This is a genomic window from Streptomyces cyaneofuscatus (assembly GCF_042718795.1).
Lineage (GTDB): Bacteria > Actinomycetota > Actinomycetes > Streptomycetales > Streptomycetaceae > Streptomyces > Streptomyces cyaneofuscatus_A.
Map to the genome: position 1 here is coordinate 116,358 of NZ_JBHXOX010000016.1, position 23,925 is coordinate 140,282.

22 protein-coding genes are annotated in these 23,925 nt (G+C 71.9%); 15 read left to right on the forward strand and 7 right to left on the reverse strand.

The genetic code is table 11. The features are described 5' to 3' along the window. Window positions 1-17 precede the first annotated feature (17 nt). Entirely contained in the window at window positions 18-845 is an 828-nt protein-coding gene (locus ACFWRT_RS19920) for a helix-turn-helix domain-containing protein (RefSeq protein ID WP_380952569.1), read from the forward strand. After that, entirely contained in the window at window positions 842-1,036 is a 195-nt protein-coding gene (locus ACFWRT_RS19925) for a DUF397 domain-containing protein (protein WP_380952568.1), read from the forward strand. Before ACFWRT_RS19920 ends, ACFWRT_RS19925 begins: the two co-directional genes overlap by 4 nt. Window positions 1,037-1,095: 59 nt before the next feature. Here ACFWRT_RS19925 and ACFWRT_RS19930 read toward each other — a convergent pair whose 3' ends face one another. The 5 genes from ACFWRT_RS19930 to ACFWRT_RS19950 form a co-directional block, all read right to left on the reverse strand. Further along, window positions 1,096-1,284, reverse strand: coding sequence for a hypothetical protein (locus ACFWRT_RS19930; protein ID WP_380952567.1), 189 nt, complete (start codon window positions 1,282-1,284; stop codon window positions 1,096-1,098). Beyond that, window positions 1,281-1,994, reverse strand: coding sequence for a response regulator (locus ACFWRT_RS19935; RefSeq protein WP_380952566.1), 714 nt, complete (start codon window positions 1,992-1,994; stop codon window positions 1,281-1,283). The genes ACFWRT_RS19930 and ACFWRT_RS19935 overlap by 4 nt, the downstream gene beginning before the upstream one ends. Further along, a complete protein-coding gene (locus ACFWRT_RS19940) occupies window positions 1,991-3,268 on the reverse strand; it encodes a sensor histidine kinase (RefSeq protein ID WP_380952565.1) in 1,278 nt (425 codons plus the stop codon). Before ACFWRT_RS19940 ends, ACFWRT_RS19935 begins: the two co-directional genes overlap by 4 nt. A 168-nt stretch (window positions 3,269-3,436) precedes the next feature. Continuing rightward, window positions 3,437-3,715: a PspA-associated protein PspAA gene (pspAA, locus tag ACFWRT_RS19945; protein WP_018511920.1), complete on the reverse strand. Its 279-nt coding sequence runs from the start codon at window positions 3,713-3,715 to the stop codon at window positions 3,437-3,439. Between the two features lie 13 nt (window positions 3,716-3,728). Further along, complete coding sequence (locus tag ACFWRT_RS19950) at window positions 3,729-4,511, reverse strand: PspA/IM30 family protein (protein ID WP_018511919.1); 783 nt, start codon at window positions 4,509-4,511, stop codon at window positions 3,729-3,731. Window positions 4,512-4,821: 310 nt separating this feature from the next. Between ACFWRT_RS19950 and ACFWRT_RS19955 the strand changes: the two genes are divergently transcribed. The 3 genes from ACFWRT_RS19955 to ACFWRT_RS19965 all read left to right on the forward strand — a co-directional run bounded on the left by ACFWRT_RS19955 (window position 4,822) and on the right by ACFWRT_RS19965 (window position 7,463). Continuing rightward, a complete protein-coding gene (locus ACFWRT_RS19955; protein ID WP_380952564.1) occupies window positions 4,822-5,421 on the forward strand; it encodes a DUF3043 domain-containing protein in 600 nt (199 codons plus the stop codon). A 77-nt stretch (window positions 5,422-5,498) separates the two neighbouring features. Continuing rightward, a complete protein-coding gene (locus ACFWRT_RS19960) occupies window positions 5,499-6,191 on the forward strand; it encodes a class I SAM-dependent methyltransferase (RefSeq protein ID WP_380952620.1) in 693 nt (230 codons plus the stop codon). Between the two features lie 177 nt (window positions 6,192-6,368). Next, window positions 6,369-7,463 (forward strand): S1C family serine protease, encoded by a 1,095-nt coding sequence (locus tag ACFWRT_RS19965; RefSeq protein WP_380952563.1) that lies wholly within the window; start codon window positions 6,369-6,371, stop codon window positions 7,461-7,463. A gap of 76 nt (window positions 7,464-7,539) precedes the next feature. Here the strand turns inward: ACFWRT_RS19965 and ACFWRT_RS19970 are convergent, their stop codons facing one another. Continuing rightward, window positions 7,540-7,749, reverse strand: a complete 210-nt coding sequence (locus ACFWRT_RS19970; RefSeq protein WP_380952562.1) for a hypothetical protein — start codon at window positions 7,747-7,749, stop codon at window positions 7,540-7,542. A 118-nt stretch (window positions 7,750-7,867) separates the two neighbouring features. Between ACFWRT_RS19970 and ACFWRT_RS19975 the strand changes: the two genes are divergently transcribed. The 4 genes from ACFWRT_RS19975 (at window position 7,868) to ACFWRT_RS19990 (ending at window position 13,047) form a co-directional block, all read left to right on the forward strand. Beyond that, complete coding sequence (locus tag ACFWRT_RS19975) at window positions 7,868-9,070, forward strand: bifunctional adenosylcobinamide kinase/adenosylcobinamide-phosphate guanylyltransferase (RefSeq protein WP_380952561.1); 1,203 nt, start codon at window positions 7,868-7,870, stop codon at window positions 9,068-9,070. Window positions 9,071-9,298: 228 nt separating this feature from the next. After that, a complete protein-coding gene (gene cobT, locus ACFWRT_RS19980; RefSeq protein WP_380952560.1) occupies window positions 9,299-10,420 on the forward strand; it encodes a nicotinate-nucleotide--dimethylbenzimidazole phosphoribosyltransferase in 1,122 nt (373 codons plus the stop codon). Window positions 10,421-10,507: 87 nt separating this feature from the next. After that, window positions 10,508-12,289 (forward strand): phosphatidylglycerol lysyltransferase domain-containing protein, encoded by a 1,782-nt coding sequence (locus tag ACFWRT_RS19985; RefSeq protein WP_380952559.1) that lies wholly within the window; start codon window positions 10,508-10,510, stop codon window positions 12,287-12,289. 11 nt (window positions 12,290-12,300) lie between these two features. After that, window positions 12,301-13,047 (forward strand): hypothetical protein, encoded by a 747-nt coding sequence (locus ACFWRT_RS19990; RefSeq protein WP_380952558.1) that lies wholly within the window; start codon window positions 12,301-12,303, stop codon window positions 13,045-13,047. Here ACFWRT_RS19990 and ACFWRT_RS19995 read toward each other — a convergent pair. Next, window positions 12,987-13,751 (reverse strand): hypothetical protein, encoded by a 765-nt coding sequence (locus ACFWRT_RS19995; RefSeq protein ID WP_380952557.1) that lies wholly within the window; start codon window positions 13,749-13,751, stop codon window positions 12,987-12,989. The genes ACFWRT_RS19990 and ACFWRT_RS19995 overlap by 61 nt on opposite strands. 109 nt (window positions 13,752-13,860) lie before the next feature. On the opposite strand from ACFWRT_RS19995, the gene ACFWRT_RS20000 reads away from it, so the two are divergent. The 6 genes from ACFWRT_RS20000 (at window position 13,861) to aceE (ending at window position 23,795) form a co-directional block, all read left to right on the forward strand. Further along, on the forward strand, window positions 13,861-14,646 hold the full coding sequence (locus ACFWRT_RS20000; protein ID WP_380952556.1) for an adenosylcobinamide-GDP ribazoletransferase: 786 nt from the start codon (window positions 13,861-13,863) through the stop codon (window positions 14,644-14,646). Window positions 14,647-14,876: 230 nt separating this feature from the next. Then, window positions 14,877-16,436, forward strand: a complete 1,560-nt coding sequence (locus tag ACFWRT_RS20005; RefSeq protein ID WP_380952555.1) for a leucyl aminopeptidase — start codon at window positions 14,877-14,879, stop codon at window positions 16,434-16,436. A gap of 331 nt (window positions 16,437-16,767) precedes the next feature. Further along, the gene (gene lpdA, locus ACFWRT_RS20010; RefSeq protein WP_109977402.1) at window positions 16,768-18,156 is read left to right on the forward strand and encodes a dihydrolipoyl dehydrogenase; all 1,389 of its coding nucleotides are present in this window, start codon (window positions 16,768-16,770) and stop codon (window positions 18,154-18,156) included. Window positions 18,157-18,218: 62 nt separating this feature from the next. After that, window positions 18,219-20,066 (forward strand): 2-oxoglutarate dehydrogenase, E2 component, dihydrolipoamide succinyltransferase, encoded by a 1,848-nt coding sequence (sucB, locus tag ACFWRT_RS20015; RefSeq protein WP_381121330.1) that lies wholly within the window; start codon window positions 18,219-18,221, stop codon window positions 20,064-20,066. 148 nt (window positions 20,067-20,214) lie between these two features. Next, window positions 20,215-20,838 (forward strand): GntR family transcriptional regulator, encoded by a 624-nt coding sequence (locus tag ACFWRT_RS20020; RefSeq protein ID WP_018511906.1) that lies wholly within the window; start codon window positions 20,215-20,217, stop codon window positions 20,836-20,838. 284 nt (window positions 20,839-21,122) lie between these two features. Then, complete coding sequence (gene aceE / locus ACFWRT_RS20025; RefSeq protein WP_380952553.1) at window positions 21,123-23,795, forward strand: pyruvate dehydrogenase (acetyl-transferring), homodimeric type; 2,673 nt, start codon at window positions 21,123-21,125, stop codon at window positions 23,793-23,795. The last annotated feature ends 130 nt before the right edge of the window (window positions 23,796-23,925 follow it).

Consider the following 23,925-nt stretch of genomic DNA (forward strand, 5'->3'; position numbering starts at 1 on the left):
CACGAAAGGCACGCACCGTGACGTTCAAGCCCCAGCCCCTCACCCCGTACCTCTCCGCCCGCCACTACTTCGGCTCCGAGCAACGCCGCCACCGCGAAGGCGCGGGCCTGTCCCTCGTCCAGCTCGCGGACATCGTGAACTCCAGCAAGAGCACGCTGGGCCGCATCGAGACGGCGGAGCTGATGCCGCCCCCGGACATCCCCGACCGGCTGGACCTCGCCTTCGGGACCGACCAGCACTTCCACGACCTGTTCGAGCTGGCCCGACGGGAGATCCATCCGGACCAGTACAAGCGCTACATGGACTTCGAGTACCGGGCCGAGGTGATAGAGCAGTACGGGGCGCAGGCGCTGCCGGGGTTGTTGCAGACGGAGGAGTACGCGCGCGCCTTCCTTCGATGCCAGGAGGACCTCAGCCCTGAGCAGGTCGAGGAACGTGTTACTGCGCGGATGTCCCGGCAGGCGCGACTGCGGTCGGGCGAACCGCCGTTCCGCTGGGCGATCATCGACGAGAGCGTACTGCTCCGCCCCATGGGAAGCGCCGCCTGCATGCGCGAGCAACTGGCTTTGCTGCTGGACCAGGTGGACACTCCGAGCAGTAAGGTTCAGGTCATGCCGTTCAGTGCGAGATCTCACTCGCTGCTGGGTGGCGCGCTGACTCTGCTGACCCTGCCGGATGGCACTTCGGTGGCGTACGAGGAGGGCATCCAGGCCGGTCATCTCTACGAGGATCCGGCCGCGGTGAAGAAGTGGCGGCGGCAGTACGAGGTGCTGCGGGCCAACTCCCTCACCCTGGACGGGTCGGCGGAACGGATTCGTACCGCGATGGAGGGCTACCGACCATGACCCACTCCCCCGAGCTGAGCACCGCCCGCTGGCGCAGCAGCAGCTACAGCAATTCCAATGGGGGCGAATGCGTCGAGATCAGCGACGACTTCCCCGGGCTCATCCCCGTACGCGACAGCAAGAACCCCACCGGGCCCGCACTCATCGTCCGGGCTGCTGCCTGGGGTCCGTTCATCTCCTCGGTCAAGTAGGCGGGGAACCCGAAGGGGCCTGTCCCACGCGGGTGCGTGGGACAGGCCCCTTCTCGTCGTCAGGCCTTCGCGGGCTCGGCCTCCTTCGCCTCCGCCGGCTCCGGCTGCGGCGGGACGTCCGCCTTGGCCGCGCGCTTCGCGGCCTTCTTCTTGGCTCGGCGTTCCTTGCGGAGTTCGACCATCGCGTACAGCGTCGGGACCAGCAGCAGCGTCAGCAGCGTGGAGCTGATCAGGGAGTACGCCGTCACTCCACCCGGGGGCGTACCAGGCCCGACTCGTACGCGATGACGACCAATTGGGCGCGGTCCCGGGCCGCCACCTTCGCCATCGCCCGGTTCACGTGCGTCTTGACGGTGAGCGGGCTGACCGCCAGCCGCTCGGCGATCCGGTCGTTGGAGTGGCCGCCCGCCACCAGGACGAGCACCTCCCGCTCGCGCACGGTGAGCGCGGCCAGCCGCTCCGCGTACTCCGCGCTGTCCGGCCCCTCCCCCGAACTCCCGCCCTGGGCCAGGAAGGTGGCGATGAGCCCCTTGGTCGCCGCCGGGGAGAGCAGCGCCTCGCCCGCGTTGGCGATCCGGATCGCGTTGAGCAGCTCCTCCGGCTCCGCGCCCTTGCCGAGGAAGCCGGAAGCCCCGGCGCGCAGGGCCTGGACCACGTACTCGTCGACCTCGAACGTGGTGAGCATGACCACCCGCACCGCCGCCAGGGCCGGGTCCGCGCTGATCATGCGGGTGGCGGCGAGCCCGTCCGTGCCCGGCATCCGGATGTCCATCAGCACCACGTCGGCGCCGGTCGCCCGGGCCAGCTCCACCGCCTGGGCCCCGTCGGCCGCCTCGCCGACGACCTCCATATCGGGTTCGGAGTCCACCAGCACCCGGAACGCGCTGCGCAGGAGCGCCTGGTCGTCGACGAGCAGCACCTTGATGGGTGGCTCCGTCGTTGGTACAGGCTGCGTCATCGGCGCTCCCCCGTCATGGCCGCCGGGCCCGGCGGTTCCGGTTCACCCGTGCGGGCCTCGACGGGCAGGATCGCATGGACCCGGAACCCGCCCCCGTAGCGAGGTCCGGCCGTGAGGGCGCCGCCGAGGGCGGTGACGCGTTCGCGCATGCCGAGCAGGCCGTGGCCGCCGCCGTCCGGGGTGCTCTCGGAACCCGGGCGCCGTGCCGCGCTCCCCCGGCCGTTGTCCAGGACCGTGATCTCGGCGGTGACCCCGACCCGTACGACGCTGACCTCGGCCTTCGCCCCGGCGCCCGCGTGTTTGCGTACGTTGGTCAGGGCCTCCTGGATGACCCGGTACGCGGCCAGGTCGACGGCGGCGGGGAGCCTGGGGCCCCGGTCGGCGCCGGCCACCTCGACGGGGAGCCCGGCGTTGCGGAAGGTGTCCACCAGCTCGTCCAGGACCGCGAGGCCGGGGGCCGGTTCGGTGGGGGCCTCGGGGTCGCCGGACTGGCGGAGCAGGCCGACGGTGACCCGGAGTTCGTTGAGCGCGGAGCGGCTGGCGTCCCGGACGTGGGCGAGCGCCTCCTTGGCCTGGTCCGGGCGCTTGTCCATGACGTGGGCGGCCACCCCGGCCTGCACGTTGACCAGGGCGATGTGGTGGGCGACCACGTCGTGGAGGTCCCGGGCGATCCGCAGCCGCTCCTCGGCGACCCGGCGGCGGGCCTCCTCCTCGCGGGTGCGCTCGGCCCGCTCCGCGCGCTCCCGGATCGCGTCGACGAAGGCGCGCCTGCTGCGTACGGCGTCCCCGGCGGCCGACGCCATCCCGGTCCAGGCGAAGACGCCGAGGTTCTCCTGGCTGTACCAGGGCGTCGAGCCGAAGACCATCGCGGCCACCGTCAGGATCCCCATGGTCAGCAGGCCCACCCGCCAGGTGGTCGGGCGGTCGGTGCGGGAGGCGACGGTGTAGAGCGCGATGACGGTGCTCATCACGACCGGGGCCGGCGGGTCCATGAAGATGTACTCGGTCGCCGTGAGGCCGCCGGTCACCGCGAGGACCGCCATGGAGTGCCGCCGGCGCAGGACGAGCGCCGAGGCGGCCAGCACCATCAGCAGCACGCTGAACGCCTCGGGGGTGCGGGTCCCGAACGTCGGCCCGTGGCCCTTGCCCGGGTCCGCGAACGAACCGCAGATCATCGCGATCAGGACGCAGAACGCCAGGGCCGCGTCGAACGCGAGGGGGTGGTCCCGAAGCCAGCGGCGGGCGCGCGCGAACCCGGAGAGGAGGGTGGTCACGTCCAGCAACGGTACGGCGTGTCGCCTACGGATCCGTCTCCGCGGTGTGCCGGTACGGCCACGGAACCGTCCAAGGGCGACCATGCCTGTGCCCCGCACCGGGCAGACCGGATGCGGGGCACAGGTGTGCGCGTGCTGGTGGAGCAGGTACGTCCGGTTCGGGATGAGCTAGTTCGGGATGAGTCCGTCGTCGCTGAGCATGGCGCGCACCTCTTCGAGGGTCGCGTCGGGCGCCGGCAGGATCAGCTCCGACGGCTCCAGGGAGTCGTCGGGGAGCGGAGTGCCGAGCTCGCGCACCTTGTCGAGGAGCGCGTGGAGCGTGGTGCGGAAGCCGGGGCCGTCCCCGCTGTCCATCTCCTTGAGCAGGACGTCGTCGAGCTCGTTGAGTTCGACGAAGTGACTGTCGGCCAGCTTGACCTGGCCTTCCCCCATGATCCGTACGATCATGACGCCGCCCTCACTACTGCTTGTCGAACTTGTGCGGGGACTGCTGCGACTGCTGCGTGCCGTCCTGGGCACCGCCCTCGATCGCCTGCTGCGAGGACGAGGAGCCGCCGGCCAGCTCGGCCTTCATGCGCTGGAGCTCCAGCTCGACGTCCGAGCCGCCGGAGATCCGGTCCAGCTCGGCGGCGATGTCGTCCTTCGCCGTGCCGGTCGGGTCGTCCAGGGCGCCGGAGGCGAGCAGCTCGTCGATGGCGCCGGCCCGCGCCTGGAGCTGCTGCGTCTTGTCCTCGGCCCGCTGGATCGCGAGGCCCACGTCGCCCATCTCCTCGGAGATGCCGGAGAAGGCCTCGCCGATCCGGGTCTGCGCCTGGGCCGCCGTGTAGGTCGCCTTGATGGTCTCCTTCTTGGTGCGGAAGGCATCGACCTTGGCCTGCAGCCGCTGGGCCGCGAGGGTGAGCTTCTCCTCCTCGCCCTGCAGCGTCGTGTGCTGCGTCTCCAGGTCGGTGACCTGCTGCTGGAGAGCGGCGCGCCGGGACAGCGCCTCGCGCGCCAGGTCCTCGCGGCCGAGCGCCAGCGCCTTGCGGCCCTGGTCCTCCAGCTTGGACGACTGGCCCTGCAACTGGTTCAGCTGCAACTCCAGCCGCTTGCGGGACGTCGCGACGTCGGCGACGCCGCGGCGCACCTTCTGAAGCAGTTCCAACTGCTTCTGGTACGAGTAATCCAGGGTCTCGCGCGGATCCTCGGCCCGGTCAAGGGCCTTGTTTGCCTTCGCGCGGAAAAGCATCCCCATACGCTTCATGACACCGCTCATGGGCTTCGCGCGCCCCCTTCTGACGGACTGAGCTCCAGCACTCCCGATAGAACCCACAGTACGGGCCCTGTCTCCATTACCGCACTGTTCGAGGCCCGATGTGCTCCTCCCCAAGGACGACTGAGCCCGGCCGGTGCTCCCGCCCAGGGTGTAGGTGACGGTCAGGGAAACCGGTGGTTAAGGCCTGTTCTGCCCAGGTCGGGTGCCTCCTGGGGTGCCTCCGGGGACGCCGTCCGTTGCCGGATCGTTCCCGCCCGGGTCCACGAGCCCGCGGCCCGACCCCGTACCCTTGGGTTTTGTGTTCCGTAGCCGTGCCAAGACAGAGAAGGCCCCCACCGACAAGGTGACGGCGGACCTCTCCCAGCAGACCCGCGACCCGCAGGCTCCCAAGGGTCGCCCCACCCCCAAGCGCAGCGAGGCCCAGACGCAGCGCCGCCGTGCCGCCTCCAGCGCGCCGACCGACCGCAAGGCGGCCGTGAAGCGCCAGCGCGAGGCGCGCCGTGCCGATCTGGCCCGGCAGCGTGAGGCGCTCGCTTCGGGCGACGAGCGCTACCTCCCGGTCCGCGACAAGGGCCCGGTGCGGCGCTTCGTCCGCGACTTCGTGGACTCGCGCTTCTGCATCGCCGAGTGGTTCCTGCCGCTCGCCGTGGTCATCCTGATCCTCAGCGTGATCCAGGTGCAGAACATCCAGAGCATCTCGCTGCTGCTCTGGATGGGTGTGATCATCCTGATCGTGATCGACTCGATCGGTCTGTCGATCCGGCTGAAGAAGCAGCTCCGGGAGCGTTTCCCGGATGCCCCCAAGCGCGGAGCCGTCGCCTACGGTCTGATGCGCACGCTCCAGATGCGTCGTCTACGGCTCCCGAAGCCGCAGGTCAAGCGCGGAGAGCGGCCCTGAGTACGGAGATCGTCCCTCCGGTGAGCCCCGTCGTGGGCGTACGTGACACCGTCCGCCAAGAGCTCGTCGCCCGGCAGTTGGACGAGCAGATAGCCGGGCGGTTCCCGGTGGGTCAGCGGCTCCGCGTCCTGGACGTCGGCATGGGCCGGGGCGTCCAGGCGCTGCGGCTCGCGCGGGCCGGTCACTCGGTGACCGGCCTGGAGTCGGACGCCGAGCTGCTGCGGACGGCCCGCGAGGCCCTGGCGACCGAGCCCGAGGGCATCCGGGAGCGGGTCAGGCTGATCGAGGGGGACGGCCGGGAGACCGGCGTGCACTTCCTGCCCGGCAGCTTCGACGTGGTGCTCTGCCACGGCGTCCTGATGTACGTCGAGGAGCCCGACCCGATGCTGGCCGGGCTGGCCCGGATGCTGGCGCCGGGCGGTCTGCTCTCGCTGCTCGTACGGAACGCGGACGCCCTCGCGATGCGCCCCGGCCTCACCGGCGACTTCGGTGCGGCCCTGGAGGCCTTCGACTCGGCGACGTACACGAACGACCTCGGCCTCACCGTGCGGGCCGACCGGCTCGACGCGCTGCGGGCCACCCTGGCCGGGATCGCCGCCCCGCTGCACGCCTGGTACGGCGTGCGGGTCTTCACCGACAACGTCCCCGACGGGACCGAGCTGCCCGCCTACGAGCTGGAGCGGGTGCTGACCCTGGAGGACCGGGCCGGGCGGACCGACCCGTACCGGGGGATCGCGGCGCTGCTGCATCTGTGCGGAGTGCGCGGCTAGGGACCGTACGGGTCCTGTTCGATCCGCCGGTCCTGTTCGGCCCATCGGTCCTGTTCGGCCCATCGGTCCCGTTCGGCCCATCGGTCCCGTTCGGCCCATCGGTCCCGTTCGGCCCATCGGTCCCGTTCGGCCCATCAGTACAGGCACCCGAAAGGGTGGGGGCACCAGACTCCGGATATGGACGCATCCCCCTCCCGCCGCCCCGTACAGCGCCTGCTGCCCCTGATCGCGGGGGTCTGTGCGATCGCCCTGGCCGCGACGGCAGGCTGTTCCGGCGCGACCCCGGCGGCATCCCCCGCGCCGCAGGCCAGTCCCTCCGGTACGGCCCAGGGCTCCGTGACCCGTGACACCGCCGAGCTGGAGGGCGCCTACAAGGCCGTCATCAACGACGTGCTGCCCTCGGTGGTGCAGATCGACGCGTCGGACAGCCTCGGTTCCGGGATCGTCTACGACGGCAAGGGCCACATCGTCACCAACGCCCACGTCATCGGCGACGAGAAGTCGTTCAAGGTCACCGTCGCCACCGGCGAGGCGGTGCTGGACGCCTCGCTGGTCTCCTCCTACCCGGAGCAGGACCTGGCGGTCATCAAGCTGGACGACGTACCCGAAGGTCTGAAGCCCGCGAAGTTCGGCGACGCGGAGAAGGTCGAGGTGGGGCAGATCGTGATGGCGATGGGCTCGCCGCTCGGCCTCTCCAGCAGCGTCACCCAGGGCATCGTCTCGGCGCTCGGCCGGACGGTGAGCGAGAGCCGGGCCGGCGGGGGCACGGGCGCGACGATCGCCAACATGGTGCAGACCTCGGCGGCGATCAACCCCGGCAACAGCGGCGGGGCGCTGGTCAACCTGAGCAGCGAGGTCATCGGCATCCCGACCCTCGCGGCGACCGACCCGCAGATGGGCGACAGCGCGGCGCCGGGCATCGGCTTCGCGATCCCCGTCTCGATGGTGCGGACGGTCGCCGACCAGATCATCAAGGACGGCCGGGTCACCGACTCGGGCCGGGCCGCGCTGAACATCACCGGCCGCACGGTCGTCGACGACTCCTACCGGCCCGCCGGGGTGGCGCTGGTGAGCGTGGAACGGAACGGCGCCGCGGACGAGGCGGGGCTGCGGGCCGGGGACATCATCACGAAGATCGGCGACACGGCCGTCACCACCATCACCTCGCTCTCCGAGGCCCTGGCGGGCGACCAGCCGGGCGACAAGGTGACCGTGACGTACACGCGGGACGACGACAGCAGGACGGCGGAGGTCACGCTCGGGGAGATCTGAGACCCTCCCGAACGGAGAAGAGGGCGGTACGGAATCTTCCGTACCGCCCTCTCCCGTGGCCCTCCGTCTGTGGTTCTCAGGCGCTGTCGGCCTGCAGGCTCATCGGGCCGTAGATCTTGGTCGCGTCCTCGAAGAGCGTCACCTGGGCCGCGCCGCCCTCCAGGAGCTCCTTCCAGTACTCACCGATCCAGGACTCCGCGTCGCCCTGGGTGGTGAACTCCTCCGGCTGCAGCGCCGGCTCCGTCTCCGTACCGTCGGACTTCTCGAACCGCCACGTCCACGCCATGTCCGCCTCCTGGGTCGCGTTGCTGCCCGACTCCTGGGCCGTTGCTGCTCCTGGGTCAGTTGCTGCCCGAAGCCTAGCCGGGCGCGCACCCGGCGTGCGGACACGGGAGGATCAAGGTGTGGAACTGACTCTGCTCGGCACCGGAGCCCCCGACGGGCTGCCGCGCCCCTCCTGCCCCTGTGCGGCCTGTGCGACGGCCCGTGGCCCGTGGGCGCGCGCCGCGACCGCCCTGCTGGTCGACGACGCGCTGCTGCTGGACCTGACCCCGGGGGCGGTGTTCGCGGCCGCCCGCGCGGGCCGCTCGCTGGGCGCGGTGCGCCAGGTGCTGCTGACCCATCCGCACGACGGGCCCGCCGTGGAGCTGCCGCCGGCCCTGCCGCCGGCCGGGCGGGTGCCGGACGGCCAGGTGTTGACGCTGATCAGCGGGCACCGTGTGCGGGCGGTGCCGATGGACGCGCCGGGGACCGGTTACGAGGTGGGCTCACCGGACGGCGAGCGGCTGCTGTACCTGCCGCCCGGGGCCGCGCCCGCCGGTCTCGACGGGCGGGCCGAGCGGCCGTACGACCTGGTCCTCTGCGATGTGATCGGGCGGCCCGACGCGGTGGCGCGGCTGCGGTCGGTCGGCGCGGTCGGCCCGGCCACCGAGGTGATCGCGGTCCACCTGGACCACGACGCCCCGCCGGGCGCGGCGCTGGACCGGCTCCTGGCGGCGGCCGGGGCGCGGGCGGTGCCGGACGGGACGACGCTGGTGGTGGGCGAGTACCCGGTGGTGCCGGACGTGCCGCGCCGGGTGCTGGTGACGGGCGGCGCCCGGTCGGGGAAGTCGCTGGAGGCGGAGCGGCGTCTGGAGACGTTCCCCGAGGTGGTGTACGTGGCGACCGGCGGGCGGCGCGAAGGGGACCCGGAGTGGGCGGCCCGGGTGGGGCTGCACCGGGAGCGCAGGCCGGGCGCGTGGCGGACCGAGGAGACCTGCGAGGTCGCGGAGCTGCTGGGCGCGGAGGGGCCGCCGCTGCTGGTGGACTGCCTGTCGCTGTGGCTGACCGACGCGATGGACCGGGTGGACGCCTGGGAGGACGTGCGGTGGCGGGAGGGCGGCCAGGAGGCGTTGCGGGCGCGGGTCGCGGAGCTGGTGGCGGCGGTGCGCGGGACCCGGCGTCAGGTGGTGCTGGTGACGAACGAGGTGGGGGCGGGGGTGGTCCCGGCGACTGCGGCCGGGCGACGGTTCCGGGACGAGCTGGGGCGGCTGAACGCGGCGGTGGCGGCCCAGTGCGAGGAGGTGCTGCTGGTGGTGGCGGGGCAGGCGGTGGTGTTGCGGGGGTGAGGGGGGTAGCCGCGGTGGTGTTGCGGGGGTGAGGGGGCAGCCGCGGTGGTGGTCTTGCGTCGGTGAGGGGCTTTCGCCAGGTGCGCTGGTGGTGGCGTCGCCTCGGTGAGGGGGCGTCAGTACGCGGGGCCCCGGCTCGTGCGGGCCGACCGGTACTGTTCCCGGCAGGGGCCCGCCGCCGGGTGCCCGGACCGGAAACCGACGTGACGACCCGCGAGGCAGACCTCCGTGAACCTGGACGACTTCTCCGACCTGATCGAACGCCCCGACGGGGGCGTACGGCGCGATGCCGAGGAACGGCGGGAGCGGCTGATCGTCCCGCCCGGGGCCCTGGGCCGGCTCGACGAGCTGGGCGAGTGGCTCAGCGCCGCGCAGCAGTCCGTACCGGTCAAGGCCGTCGCGCAGCCGCGCGTGGTGCTCTTCGCCGGTGACCACGGGGTGGCGGAGCTGGGCGTCTCCGGACGTGCGGCGGGCACCACCCATGAGCTGGTGCGGGCGGCCCTCGACGGGGCGAGCCCGGTGGCGGTGCTGGCCCGGCGCTTCTCGGTGCCGCTGCGGATCGTGGACGCCGGGGTGGACTGCGACCCGGAACTGCTGCCCGAGTCCGTCGTACGCCACCGGGTGCGGCGGGGGTCGGGGCGCATCGACATCGAGGACGCGCTGAGTGCCGAGGAGGCCGAGCGGGCCGTCCGCCTGGGCATGGCCATCGCCGACGAGGAGGCGGACTCCGGCACCGATCTGGTGGTGCTCGGCGACCTGAGCGTCGGCGGGACCACGGCCGCGGCCACCCTCGTCGCGGCGCTGTGCGGTACGGACGCCTCGGTGGTGACCGGGCGCGGCGGTGCGGGCATCGACGATCTGGCCTGGATGCGCAAGTGCGCCGCGATCCGGGACGCGCTGCGCCGGGCCCGGCCGGTGCTCGGTGACCAACTGGAGCTGCTGGCCACGGTGGGCGGGGCGGACCTGGCCGCGATGACGGGATTCCTGCTCCAGGCGGCGGTGCGCCGGATGCCGGTGATCCTGGACGGGGTCGTCGCGGCGGCCTGTGCGCTGGTGGCCCAGCGGGCGGCGTTCCGGGCGCCGGACTGGTGGCTGGCCGGGCAGGTCAGCGGGGAGCCCGCGCAGGCGAAGGCCCTGGACCGGATGGCGCTGACCCCGCTGCTGGACCACGGGGTCCTGGTGGGCGAGGGCACGGGCGCGCTGCTGGCCCTGCCGCTGGTGCAGGCGGCGGCGGCGTTCGCGGCCGAGCTGCCGGAGCGTACGCCGGAGAAGGACGAGGAGGAGGGCGCCGAGCCTTCCCAGGACGAGGACCCGGACGCGTACGACGTGAAGGCTCTCGACGCGACCTGAGGCCGGGCACGTCGGGGAGGCCGGGGAGGCCCTGTAAGTAACCCTCGCCTCCCCCTGTGTCCGTAATGCGCCATATGATCACCTCTCATGGGAGAGGTTCGATCGGCCGAAGAGGCAGCCCGGCGCAGCACCGCCCGTTCCCGGCGCGGCGCGGCGTTCGCCATCTGGTACCTGCGCGTCGTCTCGTTCATCAATTTCCTGAGCGCCGTCTGGGTCACTTTCGGCCAGGACCTGCGCCGCCACAACACCGAGAACTACTTCACGCCGTACCTGCTCACGGCCGGGTTCTCCTCCGGGGTGATCGCGCTGTTCCTGGCGGTCACCATGCGGCGGCGCAAGCGGGCCGCGTGGATCGTGAACATGGTCCTGGGCGGGCTCGTCCTCCTCGCGTACCTCCTCGCGTTCCTCTTCGGGGAGATCCGGCAGCACGCCCAGAACTGGGTCTCGCTGGCGCTGACGACCGCCTTCGTCGTGGCCCTGGTGCTGGGGCGGCGGGAGTTCTACGCCAAGGGCGACCGCTCCAACCCCAGGCTGGCGTCCCTGGTCGCCGTGGTGGGGCTGCTGGTCACCTCACTGATCGCGACGGCCCTGGTCACCGTCACCAACACCGCCCACGACGACTACCGCTCCACCTTCCTGGACCGCTGGCGCTACGGGGCGCTGCGGCTGATCTCGGTGGCCGCCGACGACGCGCGCTTCCCCGGGATCACCACCCCGGGCTGGGTGAACGTCGTCATCAACATCCTCTCGACGCTGCTCCTGATCGCCGTCGTGTACGCCGCGTTCCGCTCCCGCCGGGCCGTCGACCCGCTCTCCCCCGAGGACGAGGCGAAGCTGCGCGCGCTGCTGGACAAGCACGGCGACCGGGACTCGCTCGGCTACTTCTCGCTGCGCCGGGAGAAGAGCGCGCTCTGGTCGCCGACCGGGAAGGCCGCCGTGGTCTACCGGGTGGTCGGCGGGGTCTCGCTGGCCTCCGGCGACCCGATCGGTGACCCGGAGGCCTGGCCGGGCGCGATCGACCCGTGGCTCGCCGAGGCCCGCGAGCACGGCTGGATCCCGGCGGTGATGGGCGCGAGCGAGGAGGCGGGCACGGTCTACGCCCGGCACGGCATGGACGCGCTGGAGCTGGGTGACGAGGCGCTCGTGGAGACGGCCGACTTCACCCTGGACGGGCGGGCGATGCGCGGGGTGCGCCAGGCCTACAACCGGGTCAAGCGCGCCGGTTACGTGGTCACCATCCGGCGCCATGCGGACATCCCGGAGGCCGAGATGGCCGAACTGGTCCGGCGCGCCGACGACTGGCGCGACGGGGAGACCGAGCGCGGCTTCTCCATGGCGCTCGGCCGGCTCGGCGACCCGGCGGACGGGCAGTGCGTGATGCTGGAGTGCCGCGACACGGGAGAGGGTGGGGCCCCGGGCGAACTCCGCGCCGTCCTCAGCTTCGTCCCCTGGGGGCCGCACGGCCTCTCCCTCGACCTGATGCGCCGTGACCGGGAGGCGGAGAACGGCCTCATGGAGTTCATGGTCATCCAGCTCCTCCAGCGCTCCGGCGAGATCGGGATCACGCAGGTCTCGCTCAACTTCGCCATGTTCCGGTCCGTCTTCGAGAGGGGATCGCGGCTCGGCGCGGGACCGGTGCTGAGGCTGTGGCGTGCGCTGCTGGGCTTCTTCTCGCGCTGGTGGCAGATCGAGTCGCTGTACCGGGCCAACGCCAAGTACCGACCGATCTGGGAGCCACGTTTCATGTTGTTCGAGAAGAGCGCCGACCTGGCGCGCATCTCCATCGCGGCGGGCCGCGCCGAAGGGTTCCTGGAAGCGCCGGGGCTGCCGGAGTGGCTGCACCGCGCGCGTCTCGGCGCCCCTGGATGAGCCGCTCCGGGATGAGCCGCTCCGGCGTGCGCCGCCTCCCGCCGTTGCGCCGGGCCGCGCGGCGGGAGTGGGGCCCGCTCGTCACCACCGTACGGACGCGGCTCCACGACCACGGCGTACGGGCACTCCCGCTGACCCTGGCGGCGGTGGCGCTGACCGCGACCGTGCAGGTGGTCCAGAACCAGGCGTGGGGCTACGGCCCGGTGCAGGACCTGGGGGCGGTCCGGGCCGAGGACCCCCTCTGGCTGGCCCTGCTGCGTACACCGCTGTCCCTCTTCGTGCCCGCCCTCGACCTACCGGTGTGGGGTGCGCTGGCGCAGATCCTGCTGGTGTTCGGCATCGCGGAGGTGTGCCTGGGCCGGTGGCGCACCCTCGCGATCGCATACGTGGCCACGCTGGCGGGGACCCTGTACGCCCGGGTCGGCATCGCGCTCGGCCCGGACGCGTTCCTTGGGCTGCCGGCCTCGGACGCGCAGGTGGTGGACACCGGGCCGTCCGCGGCGGTGGTGGGGCTCGCGGTGTACGTCTGCCACGTCTACCGGGCCTGGTTCACCGGGGCGCTGGTGGTCCTCGCGATGGTGGTGGAGGTCCTGGTCAAGGACAACCTGGCGGGCCGGGAGCATCTGGCCTCCATCGCCGCCGTCCTGGTGGTCTGTGCCGTACGGGAGTGGCTCGGGCGGCGGCGGACGGGCGGCGGTCAGGGCTTGCCGGCGGGTGGCAGCGGGACCCGGTCGGGGGCGCCGCCGATGAGGTCCTGAAACTTCCGGCGCGGCCCCACCCACCGCACATCGTGGTGGTAGGCGCGCAGCACCGCCCTGGAGCGGGCCCGATGGCGGTTGCGGTAGAACCGCTTGGCCCACATCGAGGTGGGGCGGGCGAGGCGGATCGCGCCGATCAGCGCGACGAACGGGACGAGGGTGCCGATCACCGCCATCCGGGTCTTGCCCTTGAACAGCGCGATCAGGACGAAGCAGAAGTTGACCGCGTACGAGGTGATGACACTGAGCCTGCCCTGCTGCTCCTCGTCGGTCACGTCGTCCACCCCGAGCGGCGAGAACCCCGCCAGGACCAGCAGCACGAGCGAGGCGGTCAGCACGACCACCTCGACGCTCTGGCGGCCCTCCTCGGTCCAGTACACGTCGTCCAGATGCAGGATCAGCGCGAACTCGTCCAGCACCAGCCCGGCCCCGATCCCGAAGATCACCGCGAACACCCCGGCGGCCACCCCGTGCCTCCCCACGGCCACCGCGCCGAAGCCGCCGACCACCGTCAGCACGACCCCGGGCACCACGTGGTGGATGTGGACCCCGCCCGGGGTGATGTTGCGGAACGGGCCCTTCCCCGCACGGATCATCCGCGTGATCGTGCGGGTGATCGCGAAGGTCAGCACGAAGGCGGCCAGTGCGAGGAGCAGGGGGAGCTTGCCCGGCTCGGCGATGTTGGTGTGCCACCAGTTACCCATGCCACCTGCTCCCGACGTGCTCAGCTCTGCGGCTTTCGCGCTCAGTTCTGCGGCTTTTCTGACGCTTCGGCCAATCTATCCGTGCGCGGGAGCGGCTAACCTGCCCGCGGTGACCTCCCTGAACAGCCACGGGCTGCGTTTCGCCTTGGGCACCCTCACCGCGCTGCCCGTCCGCGTGACCCGCTGGGACCGCGCGACCGCCAGGGCCGGGATGCTCTGCGCCCCGCTCGCCGGGCTCGTCGTCGGCCTGCTCGCCGGCGGGCTCGGCGCGCTGTCGCTGCTGGCCGGGTCGGGGCCGCTGCTCGCGGCGGTCGCCTCCGTCGCGGTGCCGGCCGCCCTCACCCGGGGGCTGCATCTGGACGGCCTCGCCGACACGGCGGACGGCCTCGGCAGCGGGAAACCGGCCGGGGACGCGCTACGGATCATGAAGCAGTCCGACATTGGGCCGTTCGGTGTCATCACCCTCCTCCTGGTGCTGCTGGCCCAGGTCGCGGTCCTCTTCGAGCTGTACGGGAAGGGGGGCTGGGCGCACGGCGCGCTCGGGGCCGTCGTCGCGGCCGTCGCCGCCCGGCTCGCGCTCACCCTGGCGTCCCGGCAGGGCGTCCCGGCCGCCCGGCCGGAAGGGCTCGGCGCGGTGGTCGCGACCACGGTCCCGGTGGGGTGGGCGGTGGCCGTCGCGGCGGTGACGGTGGCCCTGTGCGCGGCGGCGGGCGCGGCCTTCGGCCCGTACGGGGCACTGCACCACGCGCTCGCGGTGCCGGCCGCCCTGGCGGCCGCAGAACTCCTGCTGCGCCACTGCGTGCGGCGGTTCGGCGGGGTGACCGGGGACGTGTTCGGCGGGGTGGCGGAAACGGCGGCGACGGCGGCCCTGGTGGTGCTGGCGCTCGGCCCCTGACCGACGTACACGCTCGGCCCTGACCACCGTACGACCGGTCGGGCAACCGGCCCGCGTACGTCCGGAACCGACCGCCTTACCGGTCGGGAACGGCCCGCCGCCGTAACCCCCGGCGAACGGCGCGCGTAGGCTCGAACCCGGCACATTGCGGAGGGGTCTACGATGCGCCGGGCACGGTCGGCCCACCCCTCGACCGAACTGGAACTCAACGGAAGCGAGATTTCACCACCGTGACTGCTCTCACTCTCAGCACTGCCGGTGCGGCGACGCTGCGCGCCGACGCACTCGTCGTCGGCGTCGCGAAGGGCGCTGGATCCACGTCGGGGGACCTGGTCCTCGCGCCTGGCGCCGAGGCCGTGGACAAGGCGTTCGACGGAAAGCTCGCCACCGTTCTCGCGACCCTGGGTGCCGTGGGTGCCGAGGGCGAACTGACCAAGCTGCCCGCGCCGTCCGGCCTCAAGGTCCCGGTCGTCATCGCGGTCGGCCTCGGTCCGGTCCCGGACAAGGCGGACGCGTACGACGCGGAGGCGCTGCGCCGCGCCGCCGGCACCGCCGCCCGCGCGCTCTCCGGCTTCAAGAAGGCCGGCTTCGCGCTGCCCGCCGCGTCCGTCGAGGACGCCGCGGCCGTCGCCGAGGGCGCCCTGCTCGGCGCCTACGCCTTCACCGCCTACCAGGGCGGCGAGAACAAGCTCGCCCCCAAGGACGCCACGTCCAAGGGCAAGGGCCCGAAGCTCCCGCTCGCCGAGATCACCCTGGTCGGCGCCAAGCCGCGCGACAAGGCCTACAAGGCGGCCGTCGAGCGGGCCCTCGCCCTGGCCGAGGAGATCAACCGCGCCCGCGACCTGATCAACACCCCGCCCAACGACCTCTACCCCGAGTCCTTCGCCGCCGTGGCCACCGCCGCCGGCAAGGAGCACGGCATCAAGGTCCAGGTGCTCGACGAGAAGGCCCTGGTCAAGGGCGGCTTCGGCGGCATCCTCGGCGTCGGCCAGGGCTCCGCGAACGGCCCGCGCCTGGTCAAGCTCGCCTACACCCACCCCAAGGCGGAGAAGACCCTGGCCCTCGTGGGCAAGGGCATCACCTACGACTCGGGCGGCATCTCGCTCAAGCCGGCCGGCCACAACGAGACGATGAAGTGCGACATGAGCGGCGCCGCCGCCGTGTTCGCCGCCGTCGTCACGGCCGCCCGCCTCGGCCTGAAGGTCAACGTGACCGGCTGGCTGGCGCTCGCCGAGAACATGCCCTCCGGCACCGCCACCCGCCCCGGTGACGTGCTGCGCATGTACAGCGGCAAGACCGTCGAGGTCCTCAACACCGACGCCGAGGGCCGGCTCGTCCTGGGCGACGCGCTCACCCGCGCCTCGGAGGAGAAGCCCGACGCGATCGTCGACGTGGCGACCCTGACCGGCGCGATGGTGCTGGCGCTCGGCAACCGGACCTTCGGGATCATGGCCAACGACGACGCCTTCCGTACGTCGATCCACGAGATCGCCGAGGAGGTCGGCGAGGCCTCCTGGCCGATGCCGCTCCCCGCCGACCTCCGTAAGGGCATGGACTCCCCCACCGCCGACATCGCCAACATGGGCGAGCGCATGGGCGGCGGCCTGGTGGCCGGCCTGTTCCTGAAGGAGTTCGTGGGCGAGGGCATCGCCTGGGCGCACCTGGACATCGCGGGCCCGGCCTTCCACGAGGGCGCTCCCTACGGCTACACGCCCAAGGGCGGCACCGGCTCCGCCGTCCGCACCCTGGTGCGGCTCGCCGAGCGGACCGCCGACGGCGACCTGGGCTGAGTGCCCGACGTGTGCGGCCCCGGGCATAGGTCCGGGGCCGTACGTGTTGTCCGGGCGGAACCGGTGAGAAGGAGACAGGGTTTCGCTCTCGACGAACACCGGCGGAATCCGTAGGTATCTACGCAGCAGTAACCCTCCGGAACGGACGATCATCCGTCCCGGACCCGGGCCCCGCGTCCCGCCCGCCGTCGACAAGTGCGAAGATGGGTTCTCGGCAGGACAGGGCCCCCACCACAGGGCCGAAGACAAAGCGGCCGAACACCAGCCGACCGGCCGGTCACACCCCAGCGACGGGGCCCGGCGTACGGCGCACATGCATGGAGGACGTGACGTGGCGAACGACGCCAGCACCGTTTTCGACCTAGTGATCCTCGGCGGTGGCAGTGGCGGTTACGCCGCGGCCCTGCGCGGAGCGCAGCTGGGCCTGGACGTCGCCCTGATCGAGAAGGGCAAGGTCGGCGGCACCTGCCTGCACAACGGCTGCATCCCCACGAAGGCACTGCTGCACGCGGGCGAGATCGCGGACCAGGCCCGTGAGTCGGCCCAGTTCGGCGTGAAGGCGACCTTCGAGGGCATCGACATGGAGGCCGTCAACAAGTACAAGGACGAGGTGATCTCGGGCCTGTACAAGGGTCTCCAGGGTCTCATCGCCTCGCGCAAGGTCCACTACATCGAGGGTGAGGGCAAGCTCTCCTCCCCCACCTCGGTCGACGTGAACGGCCAGCGCATCCAGGGCCGCCACGTGCTGCTGGCGACCGGCTCCGTGCCGAAGTCGCTGCCGGGCCTGGAGATCGACGGCAACCGGATCATCTCCTCGGATCACGCGCTGAAGATGGACCGCGTCCCGAAGTCGGCGATCGTGCTGGGCGGCGGCGTCATCGGCGTCGAGTTCGCCTCGGCGTGGAAGTCCTTCGGCACCGAGATCACCATCGTCGAGGGCCTGAAGCACCTCGTCCCCGTCGAGGACGAGAACAGCTCGAAGCTTCTTGAGCGCGCGTTCCGCAAGCGCGGCATCAAGTTCAACCTCGGTACGTTCTTCGAGAAGGCCGAGTACACGCAGGACGGCGTCCGCGTCACCCTCGCCGACGGCAAGACCTTCGAGGCGGAGATCCTCCTCGTCGCGATCGGCCGCGGCCCGGTCTCGCAGGGCCTGGGCTACGAGGAGCAGGGCGTCGCGATGGACCGCGGCTACGTCCTGGTCGACGAGTACATGCAGACCAACGTCCCGACGATCTCGGCCGTGGGCGACCTCGTCCCGACCCTCCAGCTCGCCCACGTCGGCTTCGCCGAGGGCATCCTGGTGGCGGAGCGTCTCGCCGGTCTCAAGACCGTCCCGATCGACTACGACGGCGTGCCGAAGGTGACGTACTGCCACCCCGAGGTCGCCTCCGTGGGTATCACCGAGGCCAAGGCCAAGGAGATCTACGGCGCGGACAAGGTCGTCGCCCTCAAGTACAACCTCGCGGGCAACGGCAAGAGCAAGATCCTGAAGACCGCGGGCGAGATCAAGCTCGTCCAGGTCAAGGACGGTGCCGTGGTCGGCGTCCACATGGTGGGCGACCGCATGGGCGAGCAGGTCGGCGAAGCCCAGCTGATCTACAACTGGGAGGCGCTGCCCTCCGAGGTCGCCCAGCTCATCCACGCCCACCCGACGCAGAACGAGGCGATGGGCGAGGCTCACCTGGCGCTGGCCGGCAAGCCCCTCCACTCGCACGACTGATCCCCCGGTCCCGGGCGCGACGACCGACCACTTCCGCATTTTCGTAAGGAGCAACTGAAACCATGTCGGTTTCCGTAACCCTTCCGGCGCTCGGCGAGAGCGTCACCGAGGGCACTGTCACCCGTTGGCTGAAGGCCGAGGGCGAGCGCGTCGAGGCCGACGAGCCGCTGCTCGAGGTCTCGACCGACAAGGTCGACACCGAGATCCCGGCCCCCGCGTCCGGTGTTCTGACCTCCATCAAGGTCGCCGAGGACGAGACCGTCGAGGTCGGCGCCGAGCTGGCCGTCATCGACGACGGCTCCGGCGCTCCGGCCGAGGCCGAGGCTCCGGCCCAGGCCGAGTCCACCGAGCCGGCCGCCACCCCGGCCCCGGCCGCCGAGGAGGCGCCCACCGCCCCGTCGACCGAGACCGAGGCTCCGGCCGAGGCCCCGACCGCCGAGGCCGCCACCGGCGGTTCGTCCGCCGAGGGCACCGACGTCACCCTCCCAGCGCTCGGCGAGAGCGTCACCGAGGGCACCGTCACCCGCTGGCTGAAGGAGGTCGGCGAGGAGGTCGCGGAGGACGAGCCCCTCCTTGAGGTCTCCACGGACAAGGTCGACACCGAGATCCCCGCCCCGGTCGCCGGTGTGCTGCTGGAGATCGTGGTCGGCGAGGACGAGACCGCCGAGGTCGGCGCCAAGCTCGCCGTCATCGGTGCTCCGGGCGCCGCCCCGAAGCAGGAGGCTCCCAAGGCCGAGGCCCCGAAGGCTGAGGAGCCGAAGGCCGAGGCGCCCAAGCAGGAGGAGGCCCCGAAGCAGGAGGCTCCGAAGGCTGAGGCCCCCAAGGCCGAGGAGCCGAAGCAGGAGGCCCCCGCGGCTCCCGCCCCGGCACCGGCCGCCCCCGCCGCCCCGGCACCGGCCGCCCCCGCCGCCCCGGCACCGGCCGCCCCCGCCGCTCCGGCTCCGGCCGCCCCGGCCGCCCCGGCCGCGCCCTCCGGTGACGACGGCGCGTACGTCACGCCGCTGGTCCGCAAGCTCGCGTCCGAGAACAACGTGGACCTGAGCTCGGTCAAGGGCACCGGCGTCGGTGGCCGTATCCGCAAGCAGGACGTCGTCGCCGCCGCGGAGGCCGCCAAGGCCGCCGCCGCTGCCCCGGCTCCCGCCGCTCCGGCCGCCGCCAAGGCAGCGCCGAAGCTGGAGGCCTCCCCGCTGCGCGGTCAGACGGTCAAGATGACCCGCATGCGCAAGGTCATCGGCGACAACATGATGAAGGCGCTGCACTCGCAGGCCCAGCTGACCTCGGTCGTCGAGGTCGACATCACCAAGCTGATGAAGCTGCGCAACCAGGCGAAGGCCGCGTTCGCCGCCCGTGAGGGCGTCAAGCTGTCCCCGATGCCGTTCTTCGTGAAGGCGGCGGCCCAGGCGCTGAAGGCCCACCCGGTCATCAACGCCCGGATCAACGAGGACGAGGGCACCATCACGTACTTCGACGCGGAGAACATCGGCATCGCCGTGGACGCGGAGAAAGGCCTGATGACCCCGGTCATCAAGGGTGCGGGCGACCTGAACCTCGCCGGTATCTCGAAGAAGACCGCCGAGCTGGCCGGCAAGGCCCGCGGTGGCGGCCTGACCCCGGACGACATGTCCGGTGCCACCTTCACCATCAGCAACACCGGTTCGCGCGGTGCGCTCTTCGACACCGTCATCGTGCCGCCGAACCAGGCAGCCATCCTGGGCATCGGCGCCACGGTCCGCCGCCCGGTGGTCATCGACCACCCGGACCTCGGCGAGACCATCGCGGTGCGCGACATGACGTACCTCGCGCTCTCCTACGACCACCGCCTGGTGGACGGCGCGGACGCCGCCCGTTACCTGACGTCGGTCAAGGCGATCCTGGAGGCCGGTGAGTTCGAGGTCGAGCTCGGCCTCTGAACGCCCCGGCTGTAACCAGCCTCACCAGCGGCGCCCCCGTCCGGAACTCTTCCGGGCGGGGGCGCCGCCGTATTGTCTAAACAGCCCGGGAGGCCCACCGCCCCCGTGATGATGTAGGCAGCACCGGTCTGCCCTGAAGGAGCACCACATGACCCCGCCCGTCGTCCACTCGCTGCGCGAACAGATCCGCGAGCACATCGTGGAGGGGATCGTCAGCGGGCGCTGGAAGCCGGGTGAGCGGATCGTGGAGCGCCGCATCGCCACCGAGCTGGAGGTCAGCCAGACGCCCGTACGGGAGGCGCTGCGCGAGCTGGAGACGCTCCGGCTCATCGAGTCGGCCCCCAACAAGGGCGTCCGGGTCCGCAACCTCACCGCGGCCGACCTGGAGGAGAGCTACCCGGTACGGGCCGGCCTGGAGCAGATCGCCGCCGAGCTGGCCGCCCCGCTGCTCGGCCAGGACTGCTCGGCGCTGGAGCCGCATGTGGCCGCGCTGTACGAGGCGGACCGGCTGGCCGACGGCGAGGCGCAGGTCCGGCACACGGTCGGCTTCCACCGCGAGATGGTCCGGGCCGCCGGCAACGCGGTGCTGCTCCACACCTGGGAGGGGCTCGGCATCGAGGTGTTCACGGCCCTCTCCATCCGCTGGCTGGGCACGGTGCAGAAGTCGTACGCGGAGGAGCACCAGGCCCTCATCGACGCGTTCCTCGCCGGGGACCCGCAGATCGGCGCCTTGGTGAAGGCGCACGTGCTGGGCTGCGCGCCCCGGGCCTGAATCGCTCCGGGCCTGACCGCCTCCGGCAAGCTCCGATCATCTGGCGCCCGACCTGCTCGTCCGTGCAGGTCAGCGCCCTTTTTGCGCGCTATTTCACGTCACTCCGTGCCCCCTTTCGAGGCACCCCATGCCACTTTTCTTCGTATCGAGAAGTTTTGCCTTCAATCCTTTGATCGATCATCGATCAGCGACTTACAGTTCATTTCGCGGGCCCACCGGCCCCATCGCTCTGTCCTGCCAGATAGGGCCTTCTCCACCCCCCTCCTCTCCGGAAGGCGGCGATCATGACCGACCCCGTAGGAAAGCTTCCGAGCGAGCTCGACCAGCTCCCGGACCGTGACCCCGAGGAGACCGCCGAATGGGCGGCCTCCCTGGACGCCGTCACCCAGGCCGCCGGCCCGCACCGCGCCGCGTACCTGATGCGCCGCTCGCTGCAGCACGCCGAGGGCGCCGGTCTCGCGCTGCCCAAGCTGCTGGAGACCGATTACGTCAACTCCATCCCGACCGCCGCCGAGCCCGCGTTCGACGGCGACCTGGAGATGGAGTCGAAGATCACCGCGTGGAACCGCTGGAACGCGGCCGCGATGGTGACCCGGGGCGCCCGGTACGGGGTGGGCGGCCACATCGCCACCTTCGCCTCGGCGGCCTGGCTCTACGAGACCGGCTTCAACCACTTCTTCCGCGGCAAGGAAGGGGACGGCTCCGGCGACCAGCTCTACATCCAGGGCCACGCCTCCCCCGGCATCTACGCCCGCGCCTTCCTCGACGGCCGCCTCAGCGAGCAGCAGCTCGACCACTTCCGCCAGGAGTCCGGTGGCGAGGGCCTGCCCTCCTACCCGCACCCGCGGCGGCTGCCCTGGCTGTGGGAGTTCCCCACCGTGTCGATGGGCCTCGGCCCGCTCTCGGCCATCTACCAGGCGCGCTTCAACCGCTATCTGACCAACCGCTCCATCAAGGACACGGCCAACTCGCACGTCTGGGCCTTCCTGGGCGACGGCGAGATGGACGAGCCGGAGTCGACCGCCGCCCTCGCGCTGGCCGCGCGTGAGCAGCTCGACAACCTGACCTTCGTCATCAACTGCAACCTGCAGCGGCTCGACGGTCCGGTCCGCGCCAACTTCCGCGTGGTCCAGGAGCTGGAGGCGCAGTTCCGCGGAGCCGGCTGGAACGTCGTCAAGACGCTCTGGGGCAACGCCTGGGACGAGCTGTTCCAGTTGGACACCACGGGCGCGCTGCTGCGCCGCCTGCGCGAGGTCCCGGACGCGCAGTTCCAGACGTACGCGACCCGTGACGTGGCCTACATCCGCGAGCACTTCTTCGGTGCCGAGCCCGCCCTCGTCGAGCTGGCGAAGCTGCTCACCGACGCGAAGATCGCCGAGTGTTTCTACACCTCGCGCGGCGGCCACGAGGCCCGCAAGGTCTACGCGGCGTACAAGGCGGCCGTCGAGCACAAGGGCGCGCCGACCGTGATCCTGGCCCAGACGGTCAAGGGCTACACGCTCGGCAAGGGCTTCGAGTCCAAGAACGCCAACCACCAGATGAAGAAGCTGTCGATCGACGAGTTCAAGGGCATGCGCGAGCTGCTCGGCCTCCCGATCCCCGACAGCGCCTTCGAGGACGGCCTGGTCCCCTACGGCCACCCGGGCGCCGACTCCCCCGAGGTCCGCTACCTCCAGGAGCGCCGCGCCGCCCTCGGCGGCCCCGCCCCCGCCCGCCGACTGCACGCCTCGGCGCCGCTGCCGCAGCCCGAGGAGCGCGCGTTCAAGGCGCTGTACAAGGGGTCCGGCAAGCAGGAGATGGCCACCACCATGGCGTTCGTCCGCCTGGTGAAGGACCTGATGCGGGACAAGGAGACCGGCAAACGCTGGGTGCCGATCGTCCCGGACGAGGCCCGTACCTTCGGTATGGAGTCGCTGTTCCCGTCGGCCGGGATCTACTCGCCGCTGGGCCAGACGTACGAGCCGGTCGACCGCGACCAGCTGATGTACTACAAGGAGGCCAAGGACGGCCAGATCCTCAACGAGGGGATCACCGAGGCCGGCGCCATGGCCGACTTCATCGCCGCCGCCACGTCGTACGCGACGCACGGCGAGACGATGATCCCGTTCTACATCTTCTACTCGATGTTCGGCTGGCAGCGGACCGGCGACCAGATGTGGCAGCTCGCCGACCAGCTCGGCAAGGGCTTCATCGTCGGCGCCACGGCGGGCCGTACGACCCTGACGGGTGAGGGCCTCCAGCACGCGGACGGCCACTCGCACCTGATCGCGGCCACCAACCCGGCCTCGCTCAACTACGACCCGGCGTTCGCGTACGAGGTGGCGGTGATCGTCAAGGACGGTCTGCGCCGGATGTACGGCCCCGATGCCGAGGACGTCTTCTACTACCTGACGGTCTACAACGAGCCGAAGCCCCAGCCCGCGATGCCCGAGGGTGTCGAGGAGGGCATCGTCAAGGGCCTGTACCGCTTCAAGGAGGGCACGCCCGCGACTGCGGACGCGCCGCGCCTCCAGCTCCTCTCCTCCGGCACGGCGATCCACTGGGCCCTGGAGGCCCAGGAGCTGCTGGCCGCCGACTGGGGTGTCACGGCCGACGTCTGGTCCGCCACCTCGTGGGGCGAGCTGCGCCGCGACGCGCTGGAGGCCGACGAGGCGCTCCTGCGCGGTGAGGTGAAGGTCCCGTACGTGACGCAGGCGCTCTCCGGTGCGCCGGGCCCGGTGCTCGCGGTCAGCGACTGGATGCGCCAGGTACCGGACCAGATCAGCCAGTGGGTGGAGCAGGACTGGTCCTCGCTCGGCACGGACGGCTTCGGCCTCTCCGACACCCGTGAGGCGGCCCGCCGCCACTTCGGCGTCGACGCCCAGTCGATCGTCGTCGCCTCGCTGGCCCAGCTCGCCAAGCGCGGCGAGATCCCGGCCTCGGCGGTCAAGGAGGCCCGGGAGCGGTACGGCCTCTGAGCCACCGGCCCGACCTGACCCCCGGTCACCGGGGCGAGCGCGTCCGACAACGCGCCCGCCCCGGCGGCCGGGGGTTCCGCCGTACCCGGCCGGGGCTGCGGCGCGGGCGGCGGCCGTGGCTGCGGCGCAG

Bases quoted from the DNA above. Each gene is read 5' to 3' on its own strand.
- ACFWRT_RS19925 (WP_380952568.1), top strand. From the start codon at position 842: ATGACCCACTCCCCCGAGCTGAGCACCGCCCGCTGGCGCAGCAGCAGC.
- ACFWRT_RS19935 (WP_380952566.1), bottom strand. From the start codon at position 1,994: ATGACGCAGCCTGTACCAACGACGGAGCCACCCATCAAGGTGCTGCTC.
- pspAA (WP_018511920.1), bottom strand. From the start codon at position 3,715: ATGATCGTACGGATCATGGGGGAAGGCCAGGTCAAGCTGGCCGACAGT.
- ACFWRT_RS19950 (WP_018511919.1), bottom strand. From the start codon at position 4,511: ATGAAGCGTATGGGGATGCTTTTCCGCGCGAAGGCAAACAAGGCCCTT.
- ACFWRT_RS19965 (WP_380952563.1), top strand. From the start codon at position 6,369: ATGGACGCATCCCCCTCCCGCCGCCCCGTACAGCGCCTGCTGCCCCTG.
- ACFWRT_RS19970 (WP_380952562.1), bottom strand. From the start codon at position 7,749: ATGGCGTGGACGTGGCGGTTCGAGAAGTCCGACGGTACGGAGACGGAG.
- ACFWRT_RS19985 (WP_380952559.1), top strand. From the start codon at position 10,508: ATGGGAGAGGTTCGATCGGCCGAAGAGGCAGCCCGGCGCAGCACCGCC.
- ACFWRT_RS19990 (WP_380952558.1), top strand. From the start codon at position 12,301: ATGAGCCGCTCCGGCGTGCGCCGCCTCCCGCCGTTGCGCCGGGCCGCG.
- ACFWRT_RS19995 (WP_380952557.1), bottom strand. From the start codon at position 13,751: ATGGGTAACTGGTGGCACACCAACATCGCCGAGCCGGGCAAGCTCCCC.
- sucB (WP_381121330.1), top strand. From the start codon at position 18,219: ATGTCGGTTTCCGTAACCCTTCCGGCGCTCGGCGAGAGCGTCACCGAG.
- ACFWRT_RS20020 (WP_018511906.1), top strand. From the start codon at position 20,215: ATGACCCCGCCCGTCGTCCACTCGCTGCGCGAACAGATCCGCGAGCAC.
- aceE (WP_380952553.1), top strand. From the start codon at position 21,123: ATGACCGACCCCGTAGGAAAGCTTCCGAGCGAGCTCGACCAGCTCCCG.